General features: G+C 69.6%; 15 protein-coding genes. 7 read left to right on the top strand and 8 right to left on the bottom strand.

Features of this window, described 5'->3' with window-relative positions; genetic code table 11:
- Nucleotides 1-53 precede the first annotated feature (53 nt).
- Together rpsU and CCR97_RS10710 are read right to left on the bottom strand one after the other, a co-directional pair.
- Nucleotides 54-356 carry a 30S ribosomal protein S21 gene (gene rpsU, locus CCR97_RS10715; protein ID WP_111358684.1) on the bottom strand — a complete coding sequence of 101 codons (303 nt, stop codon included), beginning with the start codon at nt 354-356 and terminating at the stop codon, nt 54-56.
- A gap of 203 nt (nt 357-559) precedes the next feature.
- Entirely contained in the window at nt 560-805 is a 246-nt protein-coding gene (locus CCR97_RS10710) for a hypothetical protein (RefSeq protein ID WP_146618831.1), read from the bottom strand.
- Between the two features lie 270 nt (nt 806-1075).
- Between CCR97_RS10710 and CCR97_RS10705 the strand changes: the two genes are divergently transcribed.
- Nucleotides 1076-1339 (top strand): hypothetical protein, encoded by a 264-nt coding sequence (locus CCR97_RS10705; RefSeq protein ID WP_146618832.1) that lies wholly within the window; start codon nt 1076-1078, stop codon nt 1337-1339.
- A gap of 36 nt (nt 1340-1375) precedes the next feature.
- Here the strand turns inward: CCR97_RS10705 and CCR97_RS10700 are convergent, their stop codons facing one another.
- Both CCR97_RS10700 and purE read right to left on the bottom strand, forming a co-directional pair.
- Nucleotides 1376-2473: a 5-(carboxyamino)imidazole ribonucleotide synthase gene (locus tag CCR97_RS10700; protein WP_111358693.1), complete on the bottom strand. Its 1098-nt coding sequence runs from the start codon at nt 2471-2473 to the stop codon at nt 1376-1378.
- A complete protein-coding gene (gene purE / locus CCR97_RS10695) occupies nt 2473-2943 on the bottom strand; it encodes a 5-(carboxyamino)imidazole ribonucleotide mutase (protein ID WP_111358694.1) in 471 nt (156 codons plus the stop codon). The genes CCR97_RS10700 and purE overlap by 1 nt, the downstream gene beginning before the upstream one ends.
- Before the next feature lie 217 nt (nt 2944-3160).
- On the opposite strand from purE, the gene CCR97_RS10690 reads away from it, so the two are divergent.
- Nucleotides 3161-3907 carry a GGDEF domain-containing protein gene (locus CCR97_RS10690; RefSeq protein WP_111358687.1) on the top strand — a complete coding sequence of 249 codons (747 nt, stop codon included), beginning with the start codon at nt 3161-3163 and terminating at the stop codon, nt 3905-3907.
- 255 nt (nt 3908-4162) lie between these two features.
- Here CCR97_RS10690 and CCR97_RS10685 read toward each other — a convergent pair whose 3' ends face one another.
- Nucleotides 4163-4366, bottom strand: a complete 204-nt coding sequence (locus tag CCR97_RS10685; protein ID WP_111358688.1) for a YdcH family protein — start codon at nt 4364-4366, stop codon at nt 4163-4165.
- 289 nt (nt 4367-4655) lie between these two features.
- Here CCR97_RS10685 and CCR97_RS10680 point away from each other — a divergent pair, with 289 nt between their 5' ends.
- On the top strand, nt 4656-4832 hold the full coding sequence (locus tag CCR97_RS10680; RefSeq protein ID WP_111358689.1) for a YdcH family protein: 177 nt from the start codon (nt 4656-4658) through the stop codon (nt 4830-4832).
- Between the two features lie 150 nt (nt 4833-4982).
- On the opposite strand, the gene CCR97_RS10675 is transcribed toward CCR97_RS10680, so the two are convergent.
- Complete coding sequence (locus CCR97_RS10675; protein ID WP_111358690.1) at nt 4983-5669, bottom strand: PadR family transcriptional regulator; 687 nt, start codon at nt 5667-5669, stop codon at nt 4983-4985.
- A 159-nt stretch (nt 5670-5828) separates the two neighbouring features.
- On the opposite strand from CCR97_RS10675, the gene CCR97_RS10670 reads away from it, so the two are divergent.
- The 3 genes from CCR97_RS10670 (at nt 5829) to CCR97_RS31645 (ending at nt 8599) form a co-directional block, all read left to right on the top strand.
- On the top strand, nt 5829-6848 hold the full coding sequence (locus CCR97_RS10670; protein WP_170145952.1) for a Bug family tripartite tricarboxylate transporter substrate binding protein: 1020 nt from the start codon (nt 5829-5831) through the stop codon (nt 6846-6848).
- A 390-nt stretch (nt 6849-7238) separates the two neighbouring features.
- Nucleotides 7239-8270, top strand: coding sequence for a Bug family tripartite tricarboxylate transporter substrate binding protein (locus tag CCR97_RS10665; protein ID WP_201159484.1), 1032 nt, complete (start codon nt 7239-7241; stop codon nt 8268-8270).
- Nucleotides 8271-8293: 23 nt separating this feature from the next.
- Nucleotides 8294-8599, top strand: coding sequence for a GIY-YIG nuclease family protein (locus CCR97_RS31645; RefSeq protein WP_420826071.1), 306 nt, complete (start codon nt 8294-8296; stop codon nt 8597-8599).
- Between the two features lie 222 nt (nt 8600-8821).
- Here CCR97_RS31645 and CCR97_RS10655 read toward each other — a convergent pair whose 3' ends face one another.
- Together CCR97_RS10655 and CCR97_RS10650 are read right to left on the bottom strand one after the other, a co-directional pair.
- Nucleotides 8822-10450 (bottom strand): acyl-CoA synthetase, encoded by a 1629-nt coding sequence (locus CCR97_RS10655; RefSeq protein WP_111359193.1) that lies wholly within the window; start codon nt 10448-10450, stop codon nt 8822-8824.
- A gap of 118 nt (nt 10451-10568) precedes the next feature.
- The gene (locus CCR97_RS10650; protein ID WP_111359192.1) at nt 10569-11336 is read right to left on the bottom strand and encodes a sulfite exporter TauE/SafE family protein; all 768 of its coding nucleotides are present in this window, start codon (nt 11334-11336) and stop codon (nt 10569-10571) included.
- 316 nt (nt 11337-11652) lie between these two features.
- On the opposite strand from CCR97_RS10650, the gene CCR97_RS10645 reads away from it, so the two are divergent.
- Nucleotides 11653-13599: a propionyl-CoA synthetase gene (locus CCR97_RS10645; protein ID WP_276330224.1), complete on the top strand. Its 1947-nt coding sequence runs from the start codon at nt 11653-11655 to the stop codon at nt 13597-13599.
- Nucleotides 13600-13709: the final 110 nt, after the last annotated feature.

Here is a 13709-nt window from a genome sequence, read left to right as displayed (position 1 = left end):
AACGAGCGGGCGGCCGGGCCACCCGCTCGCGAAACGTCGTTCGACCGGTCGGATCAGCGCGGGGCGCTGCTGCGGAAGCCGCCGCCGCCACCGCCCATGCCGGGACGGGCGCCCGGGCCGCCGGCCCGCGGGGCGGGCTTCGGCTTGCCGGGGATCAGACCCTCGCGCTGGGCGCGCTTGCGGGCCAGCTTGCGGGCACGGCGGATCGCCTCGGCCTTCTCCCGCGCCTTGCGCTCGGAGGGCTTCTCGTAGTGACCGCGCAGCTTCATCTCGCGGAAGATACCCTCGCGCTGCATCTTCTTCTTCAGCGCCTTGAGGGCCTGGTCGACGTTGTTGTCACGAACGAGTACCTGCACGAAGCGTCCTCTCGAAGGTCTTGTCGGTTGATCTGGCGGGCCGTCCGCCAGCGGTCGAACGATCGCGCGGGCTCCCAGGTGGGCGGGCGTTTAGCAGAATATCCGGGCGAAGTCCATCATGCGTCGCGCCATTCGGACGGTGGATCCGAGATTGTGCGGACGATCGCGGCCGGCTCGGCCGCGCTCTGCAGCCGCGCCGCCGGTCAGGCCACCAGCCGCAACTCCGGGGCGACGAGGAACGCCTCTCCGGCGCCGATCGCGCCGACCGGGTCGGCGGCCCTCGCGTCGGCATTCGGCGGTTCGGCGGCCTCGTACATGGCGAAATACCGGGCGGGTGCCGGCGGCAGTGCCGCGAACGGCTCGCCTCCGAGGTCGCGGCTGATCTCGATCTGGTCCACCAAGGCCTGCCGCAAGGCGACGCTCAAGCCGGCGAGGTCATCGGCCTGCACGGCGATGTCGTGCTCGAGGCATTGAGCACACCACATGCTCCGCTCTCGGAATGCGATCGCCCTGATCCGAAGTGCCTGCATCGAGGTCCTTGTCGGCCGACTTTGTGGAAAGCGGGACCGTGCTGGTCCGGACGTCCAGGATCACTGTACCGCTGCACGGGTTCGCGGCAGAGTGGCGACCGTCGCGGGCATGACACCTCAGAGTTTGCCGCGGACTGCGGCTCGGTGCAATGCCGGTCCGGATGGCAGCAGGTCTCGATCGGATCGACAATGCGTACGGTTTTGCCGGCCTATCCGCGACAGAAGCAGCTGATCGATATCGCTGTTCGGAACGGCTGCAGGCATGTCGTCATCCGCGGAAATGACATCCTCCAGACCGCCGACCGGACGAAATTCGTCGTGCTGCAGCCGATCCACGACGACGCCTTCTACACGCATGCGGTCGCTTCGGCCTATGCCCGCGTCCTCGGTCTCGACATCCAGCCGGATTTTACGAAGTCCGACTGGAACCCGAGCGACAGCGAACAGACGTGACCGTCGGCCGCGCGGCGATGGTCTCGCACGGGTGCCTCAGTCCACGAACACCCGGTTCACGTGGCCCATCTTGCGGCCGGGGCGGACGATCGGCTTGCCATAGAGGTGGACCGAGGCGCCCGGGACGGCGAGCCAGGCCTTGTGCTCGTCGACCTCGGCGCCGATCAGGTTGATCATCTCGGCCCGGCCGTGGCGGACCGGCACGGCGAGCGGCCAGCCGGCCACCGCGCGGATGTGCTGCTCGAACTGCGACACCGTGCAGCCGTCCTGGGTCCAGTGGCCGGAATTGTGGACGCGCGGCGCGATCTCGTTGACCAGCACGCGGCCGCCGGGGCCGGCCCCGCCGTCGGCGACCCAAAACATTTCGACCGCCATCACGCCGACATAGCCGAACGCATCGGCGATCCGGCCGGCGATGTCGCGGGCCGCCGCGGCGATCTCGGCCGGCACGGCGGCCGGGACCCGGGTGACCTTGAGGATGTGGTCGCGGTGCTCGTTCTCGCACAGGTCGAAGGTCTGGACGGTGCCGTCGAGGCCGCGCGCGACCACCACGGAAACCTCGCGCTCGAACGGCACGAAGGCCTCGAGGATCGCCGGCTGCTGTCCGATCTCGTCCCAGGCAACGCCGGGATCGTCGTTGGCCCGGATCGTCACCTGGCCCTTGCCGTCGTAGCCGAACCGCCGCGTCTTCAGCACGGCCGGCCGGCCGAGCGCGGCGAGGGCCGCGTCGAGCGAGGCGCGATCGTCGACCGCCGCATAGGGGGCAGTGGCGATGCCGAGCGCGGTCACAAAATTCTTCTCGGTCAGCCGGTCCTGGGTGGTCGCGAGGATCTTCGGGTCGGGCAGGACGGGCTTGCGGGCCGACAGGAACGTCGCGGTCTCGGCCGGGACGTTCTCGAACTCGTAGGTGACCACGTCGACGTCGTTGGCGAAGCGGTCGAGCGCCTCCTTGTCGGTGTAGTCGGCCTCGGTGACCCGCCGCACCACGTCGAAGGCGCAGGACTGCGGGTCCGGGCACAGCACGTGGCACTTGAAGCCGAGCCGGGCGGCGGCGAGGGCCAGCATGCGGCCGAGCTGGCCGCCGCCGAGGATGCCGATGGTGGCGTCCGGCCCGAGCGGACGCGGCGCAACGATCACGCGGAGGCCTCCTCGGACGGCGCCTCGGCGACCGACTCGGTCTGCCGGCGGCGCCAGGCGTCGAGCCGGTCGGCGAGATCCGCGTCGTGCAGCGCCAGGATGGAGGCCGCGAGCAGCGCCGCGTTGATGGCGCCGGCGCGGCCGATGGCGAGCGTGCCGACCGGCACGCCGGGCGGCATCTGGACGATCGAGTAGAGCGAATCGACCCCCGACAGCGCTTTCGACTCCACCGGCACGCCGAGCACCGGCAGCGGCGTCATCGCCGCCGTCATGCCGGGCAGGTGGGCGGCGCCGCCGGCGCCCGCGATGATCACCTGAAAGCCTTCCGCCTTGGCGCCCTTGGCGAAGGCGTAGAGCCGGTCGGGCGTGCGGTGGGCCGAGACGATGCGGGTGACGTGGCCGACGCCGAGCGCGGCCAGTGTCTCGGCGGCGTGCCGCATGGTGGCCCAGTCGGACTGGCTGCCCATGATGATGGCGACCGGAGTCGCGGCCACGGCTCTCTCGGACAATGGCTCTCTCGGACAAGCAAAGGACCGCCGGGGCGGTCGACGCGCGGTTTTATCGGCTGGGGTAACGGGCGGCAAGCGAGCCGGTCGGCCGAACGCGCCGAAACGGCCGTCGCTTCGGCCGGAGTCGCGAATCACGTACAGCGGAGAGCATCACAGGGCGCGCGGCGGCCGGGACATGCGGGGCAAGACGGCGGAACGGCAGACGCAGCGGACCGGGGCGGCCGGCCGCAAGCCGGCGCCGTCGTCGCCGGCCGAGGCTCCGTCGACCGCGCCCGCAGTCCCCCAACACCGCCCCGCGCCGGGGCGGTCGCAGCCGGGCCGGCTGGCGGACGAGGTCGACCGGCTGGAAGCCGGCGTCGCGAAAAAGCTCGCCCGCGAGGTCGCCCGCCTGGAATCCGAGCTCGCGGCGATGCGGACGCGCCTCGCCGAACTCGAAGCCCATGCCGACCGCGACCCGCTCACCGGCCTCCTCAACCGCCGCGGCTTCGAGCGCGAGCTTTTGCGCGCGAGTGCCCATGTCCAGCGCTACGGCGGCCGGCTGGTGCTGGTCTATCTCGATCTCGACGACTTCAAGCCGGTCAACGACACCCACGGCCACGCCGCCGGCGACGCCGTGCTGCAGGCCGTCGCGGCGCTGCTGCAAGGCCATGTCCGCGCCTCCGATCTGGTCGCCCGGCTCGGCGGCGACGAGTTCGCGGTGCTGTTGTGGAACCTGTCGGACCACGATGCCGAGACCAAGGCGGCCGTGCTGGAGGCGATGATCGCGGCCGCCCGGGTGCCGTGGCGGGAGGGCGAGATCGCCGTCGGCGCCTCGGCCGGCTCGGCCGCGCTCACGGACCCGGACGCCGCCGCCGAGGCCCTCGCCCGCGCCGACGCTGCCATGTACGCGCGAAAGCGCCAGCGGAGCGGAGGGGGCGGGTAGAGTCTGCTTACCGGCGAGCACTGCGACCGTGTCCCGGACGCGCTGCAGCGCGAAGCGATGCGCCGCGAGCCGGGACCCAGAGGCCGCCGGCTCGGACGTTCGATCGAGGCGTCTGTGTCGTGAACAGCGTGCCGTGCCGCCCGTCGTGCGGCCCCTGGGCCCCGGCTCTGCGGGGCGTCGGGCTTTTCGCCCTACACCCCTTGTCCCGGGGCACGCCGTGTATGGGCAGGCGGTATCGAGCCGGCCGGCCGCCGATCAGGCGATGATGTCGGGCGTCATCTGGTCTTCGATGAAGGAGATGCGGTCCTTCAGCCAGAGCTTGCGCTTCTTGAGGCGCTGCACCTGGAGGATGTCGGACCCGGGCGTGTCCTGCAGGACCGAGATCGCGACATCGAGGTCGCGATGCTCCTGGCGCAGGCGCTCGAGCTGTCCCTTGAGGTCGGCTTCGTTCTCGTTCATCGGACCGCGTTTGCCACCGTACGGTCGGTCACCGGACCGTCGGAGACCATGGGACCGCTGCACCGGCCGCGGTCCTGTCATGCCCGGGTCGAACGTGATCGCGGCCTGTCGCCGCATGTATCGCCCGGCGTCGCCGTTTTTTCAAGGTTCCCAGAGTGGCCCGACTCGATCACGGCAACGATCACGAAACGGTGTCGTGCGGGATGCCATCGATCGTCGTCGACACCAAAGTGTCATCGTGGCACACTGTCAGAGTCAGGCAGCAATCTGACATGAGGAGAAAAGGCACATGGCCACGCTCTCGCTTGCTGAACTCGAACAACGGCACCGGATGCTGGAAGCGGAACTCAATGATGCGCTCCAGCATCCGTCAGTCGATGATCTCCAGCTCGCCGAGTTGAAGCGTCGGAAACTGCAGCTCAAGGACGCCATCGTTCGGATGCAGCACCTGAGCAGCGTACACTGAGGATTAGTTCGGAATAATTCATCGTAGTGTTTGGTAGATCCGCCGGCTCTCGGAAACGAGGCCGGCGGTTCTGTTTTACGGGCACCCGCCCGTCCGGAGGCGATCCGGAGATCGTCTCCGCCGGCGTCGCGAACGACTGCGGGCGCACCGTCAGATCTTGCGCAGCTCGGCGGCCGCTCGCGCCAGGATCTCGACGATCCGGGCCTCCGTCTCGGCGTCGCGGCCGAACCGCTCGGCGGCGATGTCGCGCAGATTGTCGACCGCCGCGTCGACCAGGCGGGATACCCGCGGGCCGCGCTCGCCGTCCTCGCGCTCCACCCGCTGCCGCCAGCGCTCGGCCTTCTCGCCGATCGCCGCGAGGCGCTCCAGCACGGCGTCGACCACGGCCTGGTTCTCGGCCAGATGGGCGCGGCCATCGTCCGTGATGGTGTACAGCTTCTTGCTGCCCTCGGTCTGTGCCGTGACGTGCCCGGCCTCCTCCAGGAAGGTCAGGGTCGGATAGACCATGCCGGGGCTCGGCGCGTACCAGCCGCCGGTCTTCTCCTCCAGGACCTTGATGATCTCGTAGCCGTGACGCGGCTGCTCGGCGATGAGCGCGAGCGCCAGCAGGCGCAGGTCGCCCTGGGCCAGCATGCGCCCGATGCGGGCGAAGTCGCCGCCGCCGAAGCCGCCGCGGCCGCCGAAGCCGGGCCCGCCGCCGAATCGGCCGCGGCCGCCGTGCCGGCCGGCCGCCCAGTGGCCCGGGTGCTCGTCGTGTCGATCGTCGTGCGGTCCGCCGTGGCGGCCGTGATGCCGCGGATGGTGGCCGTCCCGCGGGTCGCAATGATGTCCGTGCATTCGTGTTCTCCTGTCTAAGATATATCTCCAGATAGAACGAAGGGTGTCATAGCACAAGATATATCTTAGATATTTTTTGTCGTGCTTCTTCGGATGCGCTTGCGAACGCGCACCGGGACTGGTTCGCTGGGCGCGCGAGGAACTCACAAGGAGATAAAAATGCGCGGGGACGTTTCGCGGCGCCGGGTGCTGGCGCTCGCGACCATCTCATTGTTCAGCTTCACGATTTTCGGCGCGGCGGGAGTGCTGTCGGGCGGCCCGGCGGCCGCCCAGGACGCGGCCTTTCCGACCCGGCCCGTCACCCTGATCGTTCCGTTCCCGGCGGGCGGCGGCAACGACGCCACGGCCCGGGTGGTCGCCGACAAGATGTCGGGGGCGCTGGGCCAGCAGGTGATCGTCGACAACCGCGGCGGCGGCGGCGGCAACATCGGCACGCGCGCGGTCGCCCGGGCCCCGGCCGACGGCTACACGCTGCTGCTCGGCTACACCGGGACGCTGTCGATCAATCCGAGCGTCTACCGCAACGCCGGCTACGACCCCCGCAAGGACTTCGCCGCGATCGGCATGATCGGCGTGTCGCCGAGCGTCTTCGTGGTCAATCCCAAGGTGGCGGCGACCTCTATCGCCGAGTTCATCGCGCTCGCCAAGGCGACCCCCGGCAAGCTCGACTACGCCTCGTCGAGCGCCGGCACGGTCGGCCACATCATGGCGGAGCTGTTCGCCAAGGAGGCCGGGATCAAGCTGTCGCACATCCCCTACAAGGGGACGGCGCCGGCCCTCAACGACCTCGTCGGCGGGCACGTGGCGATGATGATCGTGCCGATCGTCCCGGTACTCGGCAACGTCAAGGGCGGCACGCTGCGTCCGCTCGGGGTGACCAGCAAGACGCGCAGCGCGCTGCTGCCCGACGTGCCGACCGTCGCCGAGGCGGGCCTGCCCGGCTTCTCGGCCGAGCTGCAGTACGGGCTGCTGGCGCCGGCCGGCACGCCGCCCGCCGTGGTGGCGAAGCTCAACGCCGCGCTGAACGCGGCGCTCGCGAACCCCGACGTGAAGGCCCGCTTCGCCGCCGAGGGCCTGGAGCCGCGGCCGATGACCCCGCAGCAATACGCCGACTATATCGACACCGAGGAGAAGACCTGGGGCACGCTGGTGCGCTCGCTCGACATCAAGGTCGAGTGAGCGGCGCCGGCCGGCGCCGGTGCATCGCCGGCGCCCGAGCTTCCCCTCGGGGGTGCGCCCGAAAGGTCGAGACGCCCGAGGGCTGTGAAAGGCCCGTCTCGTCATTCCGGAAGCCGCGAAGCGGCTGTCCGGAATCCATGTCCCCAGTCCGATTGGTTTTGGAAGCACAGGGGTTATGGGTTCCGGGCTCCGGCCTTCGGCCGGCCCCGGAACGACCAGAATCGGAATTCCGACAGTCTGCTGGGGAGGCGGTGAAAACGTTTTCACCGCCTTTCGGCGGGCTGCCGAACGTCGGGCTGCTCGCGCTGCGCAGTGGCCGCTTGCCGCGGCGCGAGCGTCACCGGACCAAGACGACCAGACCAACCAGACCAACAACAAGCAGGAGCGACCATGCGTGCCGATCACCCCCGCCGCCGCGCGCTCGCGGCGATTCTGGCGCTCGCCGGCCTCGCGCTGGCGGGACCGGCCCCGTCCGCATCGGCGCAGTCCGGCGGCGCGACCCCCGCGGCCGGCGACGCCGCCGGCTGGCCGTCGCGGCCCATCACCCTGATCGTCCCGTTCCCGGCCGGCGGCGGCAACGACGCCATGGCCCGCATCGTCGCCGACAAGCTGTCCGGCGCGCTCGGCCAGCAGGTCATCGTCGACAACCGCGGCGGCGGCGGCGGCAATATCGGGACCCGGGCGGTTGCCCGCGCGGCGCCGGACGGCTACACGCTGCTGCTCGGCCACACCGGCACCATCTCGGTCAATCCGAGTCTGTTCGCCACGGCCGGCTACGACCCGCGCAAGGACTTCGCCCCGATCGGCCTGATGGCGACCATGCCGGTGGTGCTGCTCGCCCATCCGTCCTTCCCGGGCAAGACGGTCGCCGACGTGATCGCCGCCGCCAAGGCGGCGCCCGGCAAGATCAGCATCGGCACCTCGGCGGTGGGCACCGGCGGCTACATGACGGCCGAGCTGTTCAAGGCGAGCGCCGGCATCGAGGCGACGCTCGTCCCCTACAAGGGGACCGGCCCGATGATGAACGACCTCGTCGGCGGCCACGTGCCGATCGCCTTCGGGATCCTGGCGCCGGCGCTCGGCAACATCGAGGCCAAGACCTTGCGGGTGATCGCCGTGATGAGCCGCGAGCGCTTTCCGCTGCTGCCCGACGTGCCCACCGCCGACGAGTCCGGGCTGCCGGGCTTCGAGTCGGTCCTGCACTACGGCCTGCTGGCGCCGGCCGGCACGCCGGCCCCGATCGTCTCGAAGATCAACGCCGCCCTGCAGGCGCTGGTGAAGACCGAGGACGTCGCCAAGCGCATCCGCGCCGAAGGCGGCGCGCCACTCACCAGCACGCCCTCTGAATACGCCGCCGACATCGACCGCGAGGAGAAGAAGTGGGGCGACCTGGTGCGGCGCCTGGGGCTGAAGGGGGATTGAACCTCTCCGGCCGACTGATCAGGATGACACGCGTCGCCGCACACTCCGCTCGTCCCCGCGAAGGCGGGGACCAGGGGCCTGGGGCGACATCGTCGCCGCGTTCGAGATTGGTCGGGGCAGAGGCCTTCTTTGTCTACATTCTGGCGAGTGACCGCAACGGAACACTCTATGTCGGCATGACTGACAATCTGGTGCGGCGTGTCTGGGAACACAGAACCGGCGCCGTCGCGGGATTCACCCGTCAGTACGGCGTGAAGACGCTGGTCTGGTTTGAGTGCCACGGTAGCCGACACTCGGCCTTTCTGCGCGAGCGGCAATTAAAAAAATAGAATCGTGCCTGGAAGCTCCGTCTCGTCGAGGAGCAAAATCCGGCATGGCGCGATCTGTGGGCCGAGATCGCCGGATAGTGGCGAGTGCTCGCCCCAAGCTCCGCTCATGCCCGCGCAGGCGAGCATCCAGGGGCGGCAGGGCGTGCGGCCCCTGGGTCCCCGCCTTCGCGGGGACGAGCGGAATTCGGAACCCCTGCCGATCCCCCGCGCACGGCCCTCCGCTCACGCCCCCTTGGCCATGTCGCGGAGCTTGAACTTCTGGATCTTGCCCGTGGAGGTCTTGGGGATCTCGGTGAACACCACGTGGCGCGGGCACTTGAAGGCGGCGAGGTGCTCGCGGCACCAGGTGATCAGATCCTCGGCGCTCGCGCTCTTGCCCTCGCGCAGCTCGACGAAGGCGCAGGGCGTCTCGCCCCATTTCTCGTCGGGTTTCGCCACCACGGCGACGGCGGCGACGGCCGGGTGCTTGTAGAGCGCGTCCTCGACCTCGATCGACGAGATGTTCTCGCCGCCCGAGATGATGATGTCCTTGGCGCGGTCCTTGAGCTGGACGTAGCCGTCCGGATGCATCACGCCGAGATCGCCGGAGTGGAACCAGCCGCCCGCGAACGCCTCGTCGGTCGCCTTCTTGTTCTTCAGGTAGCCCTTCATCACGACGTTGCCGCGGAACATCACCTCGCCGAGCGTCGTGCCGTCGGCCGGCACCGGCACCATGTGGGCCGGGTCCATCACGGTGAGGTCGTCGAGGCCGACATAGGGCACGCCCTGGCGCGCCTTCAGGGCGCCCCACTGCTCGACCGGCAGGGCGTCCCAGTCGCGGTGCCAGTCGTTGATCACCGACGGGCCGTAGGTCTCGGTGAGGCCGTAGAGATGCGTCACCTCGAAGCCGGCCTCCTTCATGGCGACCAGCACCGACTCGGGCGGCGGCGCCGCGGCGGTGAAGAACTGCACCGGGCCGGCGAGCGGCTTGCGCTCGTGGTCGGCGGCGTTGAGGAGCGTCGACATGACGATCGGCGCGCCGCACAGATGGGTGACACCGTGCTCCGCCATCAGCTCGTACATCAGCCCGGCGCGCACCTGGCGCAGGCACACATGGGTGCCGGCGACCACCGAGATCGACCACGGGAAGCACCAGCCGTTGCAATGGAACATCGGCAGGGTCCACAGATAGACCGGGTGCTTGCCCATCCCGCAATTGACGACGTTGCCGGTGGCGGTCAGCGCGGCGCCGCGGTGATGATAGACGACGCCCTTCGGGTTGCCCGTGGTGCCCGACGTGTAGTTCAGCGAGATCGCGTCCCACTCGTCGCCGGGATGCTTTCGCACGAAATCCGTATCGCCTTCGGCGACGAACGCCTCGTAGTCGAGCGTGCCGATGCGCTCGCCCGCACCCGTGAACTCGGGATCATCGTAGTCGATCACCAGCGGCGTCACCTTGGCGGCCGCCAGGGCGGGCTTCATGACGCGCGAGAACTCGCGGTCGGTGATCACCACCTTGGCGTCGGCGTGGTCGAGCGAGAAGCCGATGATGGCGGCGTCGAGCCGGGTGTTGAGCGTGTTCAGCACCGCGCCCGTCATCGGCACGCCGTAGTGGCATTCGAGCATGGCCGGCGTGTTCGCCAGCATCACCGAGACGGTGTCGCCGCGCCCGATGCCGCGTTTCGCCAGCGCCGAGGCGAGCCGTTTTGCACGCTTATGGAAATCCCGATACGTCCGGCGCAGTGGCCCGTGCACCACGGCGAGGTGGTCGGGATGGGTGCGGGCGGCGCGCTCGAGGAAGACGAGCGGGGTGAGCGGCTGATGGTTGGCGGGGTTGCGGTCGAGATCGGTGTCGTAGGCGTTCGCGGCCATTGGGCAATTCGCTCCCTGGAAAACCGACCCACGTTAGCGAAGCCGTCGATGCCCTCCAATACGCCGCTCGGCGGAGACGATGTCGCGGCCGGCGCTTGGCGGTCCGCCGGCCCGCGGCTCAGTCGCGGCCGAACACCAGGTGCGAGCCGCCCTGCCAGATCAGCGAGACCGAGATCAGGAAGATCAGCGCGTAGCTGATCTTGTAGAACAGCTCGGTCGGGGTCCGCCGAACCAGCCAGATGCCGAGGAAGTTGGTCGCGACCGCGAGCGGCAGCAGCACGACCGAGGTGCCGAGCGCCTCGCCCGTGAACTGGCCGAGCGCGAAATAGGGCAGCACCTTGAGGGCGTTCACCACGGCGAAGAAGATCGTCGTGGTGCCGACGAGGCGCAGCTTCGGCAGCTTCTGCGGCAGCACGAACACCTGGAAGGGCGGCCCGCCGCCCTGCGACAGCGTCGAGGTGAATCCCGACAGGCCGCCCCAGAACACGCCCGCGGCCGGGTTCGGCGGCTTGCCCGCCTTGGGGGGCCGGCCGAACCAGACGTTGAGCACGAAGCCGAGCCCGATCAGCCCGACCGCGATGCGGATCAGGTCGTCCGAGACATGCGCCGCGATCGCCCAGGCGATCCCGACCCCGATCGCCGCGCCGGGCAGCAGGATCTTCAGGTTCCACGGGTCCCAGTCGCGGCGATAGACCCACACCGAGATGAGGTCCTGGATGATGACGATCGGCAGCAGGATGGCGGCGGCCTGCAGGGGCGGCGCATAGAGCGCGAGCAGCGGCGTCGCCATCGTGCCGACGCCGGCGAAGCCGCCCTTCGAAAGGCCGATGGCCGTCACGGCCGGCAGGGCGACGAAGTAGAAGATCGGATCTTGGATGATGTCCACGGTCGACAGGCGGCGTGAGGCGGGAAGCAGGGGCCGCGCATCAAAGCCGATCCGGGCGCGCCGCGCCAGCAGGGATTAGTCCGCGGCGCCGCATGGCGCGCCGCCGGTGTGGCGATCCGCCGCCGGCCGCCGGCCGCGGCGACGACCAAAGGCTAAGGGGCAACACTCTTGCAAACCGGTGCGAGTACGGCACAATCGCGGCCAAAAGCCCCCGGGGACAGAAACACGGCAGCCGCGTCCGGCTCCTGCGCTCGCGCGTCGGGGCCGAAGGGCGTGCCGATCAGGAGGAAGCGACGTGACGAATTCCGCACCCGCAGTGCATCTGGACTCCGCCCGCCACGACGCCGGCGCCGGCGCCACCCGTTATCACGAGGTCTATGCGCAGTCGCTGAAGGACCCGGTGGCGTTCTGGGGCGAGGCCGCCGAGGCGATCGACTGGTACGAGAAGCCGAAGACGATCTTCGATCCGAGCCTCGGCCCCTACGGCCGCTGGTTCGTCGGCGGTGTCTGCAACACCTGCTACAACGCGGTGGACCGTCACGTGCTGAACGGCCGCGCCAACCAGCCGGCCATCATCTACGATTCGCCCGTCACGGCGACCAAGCGCACGATGACCTACGGCGATCTCCTGCAGGAGGTGCGCACGCTCGCCGCCATCCTGCGCGACTTCGGCGTCGGCAAGGGCGATCGCGTCATCCTCTACATGCCGATGGTGCCGGAGGCGCTGATCGGCATGCTGGCCTGCGCCCGCATCGGCGCGATCCACTCCGTGGTGTTCGGCGGCTTCGCGGCCAAGGAGCTCGCCACCCGCATCGACGACGCCAAGCCGAAGGTGATCCTCACCGCGAGCTGCGGCATCGAGCCGGGTCGCGTCGTCGCCTACAAGCCGCTGCTCGACGCCGCCATCACGTTCGCCTCGGAGAAGCCGTCGGCCGTGCTGGTGCTGCAGCGGCCGCAGACCCAGGCCGAGCTCATTTCCGGACGTGATCACGACTGGGCGACGCTGCGCGCCACCGCGCTCAAGTCGGGCCGCGTCGCCGAATGCGTCCAGGTCGCGGCGACCGATCCGCTCTACATCCTGTACACGTCGGGCACCACCGGCCGGCCGAAGGGCGTGGTGCGCGACAACGGCGGCCACATGGTCGCGCTCAAGTGGACGATGCCGAACCTCTATGACGTCGCCCCCGGCGAGGTGTACTGGGCGGCCTCCGACGTCGGCTGGGTGGTCGGCCACTCCTACATCGTCTACGCGCCGCTGCTGCACGGCTGCACCACCATCCTCTACGAGGGCAAGCCGATCGGCACGCCGGACGCCGGCGCCTTCTGGCGGGTGATCGCCGAGCACAATTGCGTGACCATGTTCACGGCGCCGACCGCGTTCCGGGCGATCAAGAAGGAGGATCCGGACGCCAAGCACCTCGAGCGCTACGACCTCTCGAAGCTGCGCGCCCTGTTCCTGGCCGGCGAGCGCGCCGACCCCGACACCGTGATGTGGGCCGAGCGCATCCTCGGCGTGCCGGTGATCGATCACTGGTGGCAGACCGAGACGGCGTGGGCGATCGCCGGCAACCCGGTCGGCCTCGGCCGCCTGCCGGTGAAGCCCGGCTCGCCGACCGTCGCCATGCCGGGCTACGACGTCCGCATCGTCGACGAGGGCTGCCACGAGCTGCCGACCAACAAGATGGGCTCGATCGTCGTCAAGCTGCCGCTGCCGCCGGCCTGCCTGCCGACCCTGTGGCAGCAGGACGACCGCTTCGTCGAGAGCTATCTCCACGAGTATCCGGGCTACTACAAGACCGCGGATGCCGGCTTCAAGGACGAGGACGGCTACCTCTACATCATGGGTCGCACCGACGACATCATCAACGTCGCCGGACACCGCCTGTCGACGGGCGGCATGGAGGAGGTGCTCGCCTCGCATCCGAACGTCGCCGAGTGCGCCGTCATCGGCATCAAGGACGAGCTGAAGGGCGAGGTGCCGTGCGGCTTCGTCGTGCTCAAGGCCGGCGTCGACAAGAAGCCGAGCGACATCGAGCAGGAGATCGTCAAGCTGGTGCGCGACAAGATTGGCCCGGTCGCGGCGTTCAAGATCGCCATCTGCGTCAACCGTCTGCCGAAGACGCGCTCCGGCAAGATCCTCCGCGGCACCATGAAGAAGATCGCCGACCACGACCCGTGGACCATGCCGGCCACCATCGACGACCCGGCCGCGCTCGACGAGATCGACGCGGCCCTCAAGGGCCACGGCATCGGCGGCGGCTGAGGCCACGCGGCCCTCGGCGCGTCGGGAGGGGCGGAGCTGCGAGGCCGGTGCCGGTGCCGGCACGTAATGCGGCAACCTTCTCCCTCCCCCGCCTGCGGGGGAGGGAGAAG

This window comes from Rhodoplanes elegans (genome assembly GCF_016653355.1).
GTDB lineage: Bacteria > Pseudomonadota > Alphaproteobacteria > Rhizobiales > Xanthobacteraceae > Rhodoplanes > Rhodoplanes elegans.
The sequence above is the reverse complement of the archived record's forward strand: the minus strand, read 5'-3'. Positions and strand labels throughout refer to the sequence as shown.

Excerpts from the sequence above, each read along its gene's own strand:
- CCR97_RS31645 (WP_420826071.1), top strand. The coding sequence starts at position 8,294 with ATGACACGCGTCGCCGCACACTCCGCTCGTCCCCGCGAAGGCGGGGAC.
- purE (WP_111358694.1), bottom strand. The coding sequence starts at position 2,943 with ATGGGCAGCCAGTCCGACTGGGCCACCATGCGGCACGCCGCCGAGACA.
- CCR97_RS10690 (WP_111358687.1), top strand. The coding sequence starts at position 3,161 with ATGCGGGGCAAGACGGCGGAACGGCAGACGCAGCGGACCGGGGCGGCC.
- CCR97_RS10670 (WP_170145952.1), top strand. The coding sequence starts at position 5,829 with ATGCGCGGGGACGTTTCGCGGCGCCGGGTGCTGGCGCTCGCGACCATC.
- CCR97_RS10655 (WP_111359193.1), bottom strand. The coding sequence starts at position 10,450 with ATGGCCGCGAACGCCTACGACACCGATCTCGACCGCAACCCCGCCAAC.
- CCR97_RS10675 (WP_111358690.1), bottom strand. The coding sequence starts at position 5,669 with ATGCACGGACATCATTGCGACCCGCGGGACGGCCACCATCCGCGGCAT.
- CCR97_RS10705 (WP_146618832.1), top strand. The coding sequence starts at position 1,076 with ATGCGTACGGTTTTGCCGGCCTATCCGCGACAGAAGCAGCTGATCGAT.
- CCR97_RS10665 (WP_201159484.1), top strand. The coding sequence starts at position 7,239 with ATGCGTGCCGATCACCCCCGCCGCCGCGCGCTCGCGGCGATTCTGGCG.
- CCR97_RS10685 (WP_111358688.1), bottom strand. The coding sequence starts at position 4,366 with ATGAACGAGAACGAAGCCGACCTCAAGGGACAGCTCGAGCGCCTGCGC.
- CCR97_RS10680 (WP_111358689.1), top strand. The coding sequence starts at position 4,656 with ATGGCCACGCTCTCGCTTGCTGAACTCGAACAACGGCACCGGATGCTG.